This window comes from Aestuariivirga sp. (assembly GCF_044239095.1).
Classification (GTDB): domain Bacteria; phylum Pseudomonadota; class Alphaproteobacteria; order Rhizobiales; family Aestuariivirgaceae; genus Aestuariivirga.
The window spans coordinates 1-7076 of sequence record NZ_JBIICB010000228.1 but is presented as its reverse complement, the minus strand read 5'-3'; the positions used below and the strand labels follow the sequence as shown (position 1 = coordinate 7076).

Here is a 7076-nt window from a genome sequence, read left to right as displayed (position 1 = left end):
CACCGTGCCACCAACCGCCGGCGTCAGTACGCGGCGCAGAAGTGGCAGCCAGCGTGTGAACGCGAACGTGCTGAGGGCGCCCAGCGCACCGAGAATACCGAGCGCTGCCGGTCCGCCCTGTTGCACAGCCGTGACGGCGACCCCGATGAAGGCCACGTTGGAGCCCACAAACAGCGTGTATCCCGAACCGATCGGACCCTTGCGGATCAATTGCAACCAGGTCGACAGGCCCGCCGCCACGAGTGCCGCGAAAACCAGCCAGGACGTGTCCTGCTCGTTCAGCCCGGCGGTGCGTGCGATCACCAACGGCGTGATCATGATTCCCGCAAGGATCAGCACCACAGTCTGTGCCGCCATGGCGGCCGCGAGCGGATGCGGTGCCTTCTCGTCCGGTTCATAGCGGACAGAGTTATTACCAGCTTCTGTATCTGCCATTTGGTGCCCCTCGCGTGAACCTTAACCAGAGCAGACCTTAGCGGCGATGAAGTGAATTACAATCTCCTGAAGGGGATGTCCCGGTCCATGTAGAAATTCGGAGTAAGGTTGGCGTTGCTCTCCTCGAGCCGTAGGCTCGGGGTGCTCAATCCTAAAGAGCATCACAATGAACAAACCTACCACATCCATCGATGCCCTCGCCAGCGTTTCCAGCATCTCCGAGATGAAGGAAGTGGCTTGGGATGAAGTGAAGAAGAGCTTCGAGAGCTTTTGCATGATGGCGGGCGTCGAGAGCCTGACGACGATGTTCGAGGTAGACGCCGAGGAGATCTGTGGTCACCGATACGGGCGTGGAGCCGGGAAACGCGGTCATCGCTGAGGAACTACCCAGGGAAAGGCTCGCTTTCAGGGTGGCACGATCGATGTCGACCGCCCCCGGTTCGGGACCGTAAGGGCGAGGAGATCTCGCTTCCCAGCTGGGAGGCGGCGCGGGATGCCGGGTTTCTGCAGCAGTGGGCAATGAACCTGACGCTGATGAACGTGGCGACCTGCAAATTCGGCCGGGCGGTGCGTCTGCCGGACGCGAAGGTTCCGGCCACAGATGGCTCGGGGCTTTCGAAATCGGCGGTTTCCCGGCGGTTTGTCGCCATGACCCAGCAGAAACTCACCGGCTGGATGGGTTCCGACCTATCGAGGCTTGATCTTTTGGTCATCTAGATCGAAGGAATGCATCTTGACGACAACCTCCTGATGATCGGCGCGCTAGGTATCGACATCAACGGCGAGAAGCATCCACTGTCTGGCTGACCATGTAGGTCGCGCGCTGACGGTCAGGCTCGCTCAATAGCCGGATTCAAGCATTGATGTGAGCGAGGTCGTGCGTCGCCTGGGCAATCTGCGCCAAATACGCTGCAATCCGCGCATTGATCTCGGCGCACTTGTCTCTCAGAGTCTGGATAATCAGTGCTTCAACCATGCCAGACTCATCAGGCATCAGTGAAACCTGCACAATCCACAACTTGATACATTTGCTGCCCAAGACAGAATACCCCAATGGCGAGATCTTCTATAGCCTCAAGAAAGCCAAGGCAGTCGTCGAACAATAGCGCATCCACTACAACTCACGACGGCAACACTCAGCCCTCAGTTACCGCCCGCCGACGCCCATCACCATCGCACCGCAACCCGCCCTCGACGGAACTGCAAACATGCAATAGTCTCTCACTGCGTCTGGTACAGAATATCGATCAGGCCATAGCCAGCATGACGATCTTCGCCTCAACGGGGACCGTTGCACTAGCCTTGTTCGTGCGACACCCCAAATCAACAGAAACGTATTCAAGGAGGAACCCATGTTGAGGATGAAGACACTGATTGCAGCCTCATTTGGCACTGCGATGGTTGCACTGATCACACCGGCATCAGCCGCCGAGCGGCTCAATCTCTATAACTGGTCCGTCTACATCAATCCAGAAATTCTAACGGACTTCACCACGGAGACGGGGATCGCAGTCAACCTCGATAATTATGGAACGAACGAAGAGATGCTCGCCAAGATTCAGGCTGGTGCTACTGGATACGACATCGTGTTCCCTTCCGTGCACATGCAGGACATAATGACCAACATGAACCTCCTACAGCCAGCAGGCCTGAAGGACATGAAGGGCTACGAGAACATCGACCAGAAGTACTTCCTGTCACATACGGACACCGACCATACCAATTGCCTTCCCTACAACCGGGGTTCGTCCGGCCTGATGTACAACAAGAAGCTCATTGGCGACACACCGGTCGATACCTGGAAGGTGGTTTTTGATCCGCCAGAAGAGTTGAAGGGCAAGATCGCGATGCTCGATGACATGCGCGAACTAATCGGAGCGGCCCTTATGTACAATGGCCATTCGATCAATTCGACCGACCCAAAAGAGCTGGTGCAGGCCCAGGACACAATCATCAAAGCCAAGCCCTACTGGGCTGCCCTGCTAACCGATGGCGTCGGCGACAAGGTGGTCGGCGGACAATTCGTTGTCGCACAGTGGTGGTCTGGAGCAGTCATACAGACAATGGATACCCAACCTGACGTGATCGGTTACGCAATTCCGAAGGAAGGCACCAACGGGTTCCAGGAAAACATGTGCATCCTCGCTTCTGCGTCTGACGTCGAGAATGCGAAAAAATTCTTCGAGTACATGATGCGTCCGGAAGTGAACGCCAAGAACACGAACTGGCTGCGCGGTTGGTCGACAAACAAGGGCGCTCTCCTACTCATCGACAAGGCGCTGACGTCTAACTCGTCAATCTATCCGGACGACGAAATCTTCAAGCGACTTCAGATCCTGACGGCCGTAGGCGACAAAATTAAGCTATACGACAAGGTTTGGACGAGCGTTAAATCACAGTAGCGATCGAGGCCAGAGTCAAAAACCCTGGCCTTCCACCCACCACGGTTGAAAATTCCCAGCGCCGCATGAAGCACGCTCAGACGACAGGCCTCACCTTGGTTAGGAAGACGAAGCTGTTTCCGAACGTCTAGATGGGATAACGGGCCGGATTGAGACCTGATCTGTGATTTTAGAGCAGGCTTGGTCGTCCCTCAAACTGATGATTTCAATAGCGACGGCGTCATGCATGCGCATGCGCCAAGCATCAGGAGGGACGACCATGGATCAGTATGCCGGATTGGATGTGTCTTTGGAATACACCAGTGTCTGTATTGTTGACGGTTCTGGGCGGGTGTTGCGGGAGGCCAAGGTTCTGAGTGAGCCGGATGCCTTGATCGGGTGGTTTAAGGACCATGGCGCACCGATGGCGCGTATCGGCCTTGAAGCCGGCCCCCTCTCTCAGTGGCTTTTTGCAGACATGGAGGAGGCTGGCCTGCCGGTTTCTCTTCTGGAGACGCGTTATGTTCGCGGGGCCTTAAAGGCCATGACGATCAAGACAGATCGGAAGGATGCCATGAGCATCGCGCAGCTGATGCGGATGGGCTGGTTCCGCCCTGTGCATTGCAAATCGCTCGCGGCCCAGGAGGTGCGCAGCCTGCTCACCGCGCGCAAGCTGCTGCAGAGCAAGCGCATTGATGTCGAGATGAGTCTGCGCGGTGTGTTGCGGGGTTTCGGCCTCAAGGTCGGAGTAACGACACCGAGAACATTCGCTTCCCGGATACGCGAGCTCACTAACAGCCACGATGTTCTCCGGGAGATTGCAGATGCAATGCTGAAGGTGCACGAAGTGATGATCAAGCAGTGTAAAAATCTCGAGAACAGGATCATGAGGCAGTCGCGAAATGACAAACGAGTCCGCCTTCTGATGACCACGCCCGGCGTGGGCGCCTTGACCGCGCTGACCTTCGTCTCGGCCATTGATGATGTTAATCGGTTCAGCTCATCGAGAATGGTTGGGGCACACTTCGGCTTGACGCCCAGAAAATACCAGTCCGGGGAGACAGACGTCACCGGCGGGATCTCCAAAGTTGGCGACCATGGTGTCCGGACAGCGCTCTACGAAGCGGCCAACGTGATCCTCACTCGGCCCGTCAAGAGCTCCGAGCTCAAGAGCTGGGCGCATGGGGTGGCGAAACGCTCAGGAATGAAGAAGGCAAAAGTAGCGCTGGCACGTAAGCTTGCCGTCGTACTACACAAGATACTGAAGACTGGAACAGCATTTTCTCCAACCGGCTCGCTGCGGACAGCGAGCGTATAGGAAAGGCTGGCCACGACAAGAATTCGAGTTTGAAGGGGCGAGAGAGCGCGTCTCTTCCAACAGGGTCCCCCGCCGGGACGATGGAGCGATCAGGCCGATAATTCGGGAGCAGCGCCTCGGCGACTGCGCATTCCTAGATTGGCCGGTCGATCCTCATCAGATCCCATCATGCAGCGGCCAGGCGCCGACTGCGGACAGAAGCAAGACCCCGGCGGGTTGGATCAGCGAAGAAGAGGGCTTGACAACTCAGGGCCCGTTACAGAAGCCCGATCTATTCGCCATATGTAGGGTCCTCAGTATCTTGATGATCTACTGTCCCCTGATGCCGTGACTTGCCCTCGCCCCGAAAGACGATAGCGGATTTGATACTGGCAGGCGTTGAGGTTGATATTCGGGGTTGGCATGGGGCACTCCGCCCCGGCGGTCAGGGACCCGCAGTAGCCAGTCGCCCAGCGATCAATCGGAACAGCGAAGCGTTGGGACAGGCTGAGGCAAGATGGACGCGGATGCGCGATGTGGTTTCGATGATGCGGGCGCCGATCTTCAGCAGCTTGATGCGGAGCGTGTCGAATTCGGCCTTGGCGAGTTCATGGGTGGCAGGGATCGCGTTGCGCAGCGCCAGCATCAGCCAATAGGCACCGGTGTGAAGGACAAGGCGCACCTGATTGGCGGTTGCGCTCTGGCAGGAGGTGCGATCAGAGGCCATCTGGACCTTGTGCAACTTGATGAGGTTCTCGGCCTGTCCCCGCTGGCAGTAGACGCTCTCGTAGAGATGCCGGGCCTCACCGTTCAGGGTGGTCACGATGTAGCGGGCGTCGAAGCCCTTGGTTGTCGCCTCGAACCGGGCGATGACCCTACGCTCGGCTGTCCAGCTTGCCGCCGCGTAGTGGGTTTCGGTGAAGCTGCGCAGCTTGTCCGCGCCTTGCTCGGCCGGCGTGACCTTGAGCGCATCGGCCGCCTCGTAGACCTGACGTTGCAGGACCCTGTTCCCGGCAAGGCCGAAGATGTAGCCGATTCCATTGGTTTCGCGCCACGCCATCGTCTCCGGGCGACCATAGTGGGAGCCGCCCCGGGGCGGTTCACTACGCACATTATGCGCTTTTCAACTTCACGAGCCCGCTGGTCATCATCGCCCTGGCCTACCTGAACATCTGCATGCCGCGGGCGGCTGCCCGTCAGGGATAGACAGCGGGACCAAGCAGCGGCCCGAAGACGCTTAAGAAGGTCTGCACCGCAAGCGCCGCCAGCGCCAGCCCCATGATGCGGCTCATCACATTGGTTCCGGTGTCGCCGATTGCCTTATGGATCATCTCGGCGGAGCGCAACATGGCATAGATCACTGCCATTACCACCAGCATCACCACCGCCGTCACCGCCTGTTCGGCAATGCTTTTCACCGTGTTGTCGGTCATCGCCACGATTGCGGCAATTGAGCCGCCACCTGCCAGCATAGGCATGGCCAGCGGAAACACCGCGACATCACCTGTCGGTGCAGAGCCCTTCGCACCGCTAGGCACCTCGCCGAACACCATGCGCAACCCGAGTATCAGCAGCACCAGCGCGCCCGCAATGCGGAGCGCCGGCAGCGTCACCCCGATCCTCTCGAGAAGCAGTTGCCCGAAGGCCAGCAGGAAGAGCAGGATCACGCTGGCGATGAGGCAGGCACGCAACGCGGTCCGCTGCCGCTCGGCTCCACTCATCCCGTCGGTGACCGACAGGAAGACGGGCAAGGCCGCGAAGGGATTGATCGTGACCAGAAGCAGAACGAATTGACCAGAAATGGACAGCAATCGCGGACCCCAGCAATATCGCCCGAATAGCGGCTAGAACCATCCGCGAGTGCAGGCAATTCAAACACGTCAGCAGACCTTACATTTGGACCGTCGGTAGGACAAGCGTGTTCAGCAGCAGGAAGATATCTTCGGTCGAGGAGACAGCGTAGTGCCTCTCCTGCATTGGCTGATCGCTGTAGAGTTGTCGGCTTTCGAACCCAAGGCCCGAGCGCCAGAGACTGCCGCGAAGCAGCAGATGATCGAGGACAACCGCAGCGACCTCGCGGTATGGGCTACCCGTGGCATCGGTTCGAGTTGACGGATGCCGGGAGGGCGGGGCTCGCATGAAGTGTCTCGAAACCCGGACGCTCGAGGACGGGCTGATAGTGAAGACGTTCGAGGTGCCGGAATCGGTCTGGAATTCCATCGTCCAGCAGGGGCGAATGAAGGACAGGCTCGCGCAGGTGATGTCGTTGCGCAGCCGTGCGGCGGTGAGCTGTTCGTGTTTGCCGACGCCGACACCCGCATCGAAGCGGGCGAGGACCTGAACGTGATCCGCATGCCCGAGAACTACGGCGCGCTGTCACCCCGCTTGGACGTGGTGCCGCTGCAGCTGCAGGCGTACCACACCGCCTGCGCTCGCGGCACCAAAGTCGACAAGCCGCGCAATCTGGCGAAGTCGGTGACGGTGGAGTGAACTGTCGCGCGCGTGAACCGCGCGACAGCATCAAGCGACCTCGCCCCGCCTCGGCGAGGTGACTCTCCTGCGAGAGAGCCATCCCCAACGCTACGGCAGGTTGGTGATCGAAACCACGCCGTTTTCCGAGGTGAAATAAAGCGTCTTGCCGAAGACCGTGATGCACCTCGGTCTCGGCAGCCCCCCCGGCAGGGCACCCGGCGTGAATCCGTTCTGACCTGCCGTCCCTGCCAGCGTGGTCACCTCCCCGGCGGGCGTGATCTTGCGGATGGTGTTGTTGTCCGTGTCGGCCACGTAGACGTTGCCCGCGCTGTCGGTGGCAATGCCTCTCGCGTCCCGGAAACGGGCCGCAGCGCCGGTAGCGTCGGTCGAGCCGCTCACCCCCGCGGTTCCAGCCAGCGTGGTCACCTCCCCGGCGGGGGTGATCTTGCGGATGGTGTCGTTGTCCGAGTCGGCCACGTAGACGTTGCCCG

Annotated in this window: 9 protein-coding genes and 3 pseudogenes; 7 read left to right on the top strand and 5 right to left on the bottom strand. The window is 59.3% G+C overall.

Annotation, left to right across the window (positions count from 1 at the left end; all coding sequences use genetic code 11):
- A partial coding sequence (locus ACILRA_RS17355; protein ID WP_395663321.1) for a solute carrier family 23 protein occupies window positions 1-435 on the bottom strand: 435 nt, incomplete at its 3' end.
- A 166-nt stretch (window positions 436-601) separates the two neighbouring features.
- On the opposite strand from ACILRA_RS17355, the gene ACILRA_RS17350 reads away from it, so the two are divergent.
- Both ACILRA_RS17350 and ACILRA_RS17345 read left to right on the top strand, forming a co-directional pair.
- Window positions 602-814: a hypothetical protein gene (locus ACILRA_RS17350; RefSeq protein WP_395663320.1), complete on the top strand. Its 213-nt coding sequence runs from the start codon at window positions 602-604 to the stop codon at window positions 812-814.
- 140 nt (window positions 815-954) lie between these two features.
- Entirely contained in the window at window positions 955-1152 is a 198-nt protein-coding gene (locus ACILRA_RS17345) for a hypothetical protein (protein ID WP_395663319.1), read from the top strand.
- A 136-nt stretch (window positions 1153-1288) separates the two neighbouring features.
- Here the strand turns inward: ACILRA_RS17345 and ACILRA_RS17340 are convergent, their stop codons facing one another.
- The gene (locus tag ACILRA_RS17340; RefSeq protein WP_395663318.1) at window positions 1289-1411 is read right to left on the bottom strand and encodes a hypothetical protein; all 123 of its coding nucleotides are present in this window, start codon (window positions 1409-1411) and stop codon (window positions 1289-1291) included.
- Window positions 1412-1472: 61 nt separating this feature from the next.
- On the opposite strand from ACILRA_RS17340, the pseudogene ACILRA_RS17335 reads away from it, so the two are divergent.
- The 3 genes and pseudogenes from ACILRA_RS17335 to ACILRA_RS17325 all read left to right on the top strand — a co-directional run.
- Window positions 1473-1601, top strand: a pseudogene (locus tag ACILRA_RS17335) (integrase core domain-containing protein); the annotation flags it as partial.
- A 195-nt stretch (window positions 1602-1796) separates the two neighbouring features.
- Window positions 1797-2837, top strand: a complete 1041-nt coding sequence (locus ACILRA_RS17330; RefSeq protein WP_395663317.1) for a PotD/PotF family extracellular solute-binding protein — start codon at window positions 1797-1799, stop codon at window positions 2835-2837.
- Window positions 2838-3096: 259 nt separating this feature from the next.
- Window positions 3097-4134 (top strand): IS110 family transposase, encoded by a 1038-nt coding sequence (locus tag ACILRA_RS17325; protein ID WP_395663316.1) that lies wholly within the window; start codon window positions 3097-3099, stop codon window positions 4132-4134.
- Between the two features lie 424 nt (window positions 4135-4558).
- On the opposite strand, the pseudogene ACILRA_RS17320 reads toward ACILRA_RS17325, so the two are convergent.
- Together ACILRA_RS17320 and ACILRA_RS17315 are read right to left on the bottom strand one after the other, a co-directional pair.
- Window positions 4559-5206 (bottom strand): annotated as a pseudogene (locus ACILRA_RS17320) (transposase); the annotation flags it as partial.
- A 103-nt stretch (window positions 5207-5309) separates the two neighbouring features.
- Window positions 5310-5924: a MarC family protein gene (locus ACILRA_RS17315; protein ID WP_395663315.1), complete on the bottom strand. Its 615-nt coding sequence runs from the start codon at window positions 5922-5924 to the stop codon at window positions 5310-5312.
- 151 nt (window positions 5925-6075) lie between these two features.
- Between ACILRA_RS17315 and ACILRA_RS17310 the strand changes: the two genes are divergently transcribed.
- Both ACILRA_RS17310 and ACILRA_RS17305 read left to right on the top strand, forming a co-directional pair.
- Window positions 6076-6225, top strand: coding sequence for a hypothetical protein (locus tag ACILRA_RS17310; protein ID WP_395663314.1), 150 nt, complete (start codon window positions 6076-6078; stop codon window positions 6223-6225).
- Between the two features lie 183 nt (window positions 6226-6408).
- Complete coding sequence (locus ACILRA_RS17305) at window positions 6409-6603, top strand: hypothetical protein (RefSeq protein ID WP_395663313.1); 195 nt, start codon at window positions 6409-6411, stop codon at window positions 6601-6603.
- Between the two features lie 90 nt (window positions 6604-6693).
- Here ACILRA_RS17305 and ACILRA_RS17300 read toward each other — a convergent pair.
- Window positions 6694-7076, bottom strand: a pseudogene (locus tag ACILRA_RS17300) (hypothetical protein); the annotation flags it as partial.

Bases quoted from the DNA above. Each gene is read 5' to 3' on its own strand.
- ACILRA_RS17325 (WP_395663316.1), top strand. From the start codon at position 3,097: ATGGATCAGTATGCCGGATTGGATGTGTCTTTGGAATACACCAGTGTC.
- ACILRA_RS17350 (WP_395663320.1), top strand. From the start codon at position 602: ATGAACAAACCTACCACATCCATCGATGCCCTCGCCAGCGTTTCCAGC.
- ACILRA_RS17340 (WP_395663318.1), bottom strand. From the start codon at position 1,411: ATGGTTGAAGCACTGATTATCCAGACTCTGAGAGACAAGTGCGCCGAG.
- ACILRA_RS17330 (WP_395663317.1), top strand. From the start codon at position 1,797: ATGAAGACACTGATTGCAGCCTCATTTGGCACTGCGATGGTTGCACTG.
- ACILRA_RS17345 (WP_395663319.1), top strand. From the start codon at position 955: ATGAACCTGACGCTGATGAACGTGGCGACCTGCAAATTCGGCCGGGCG.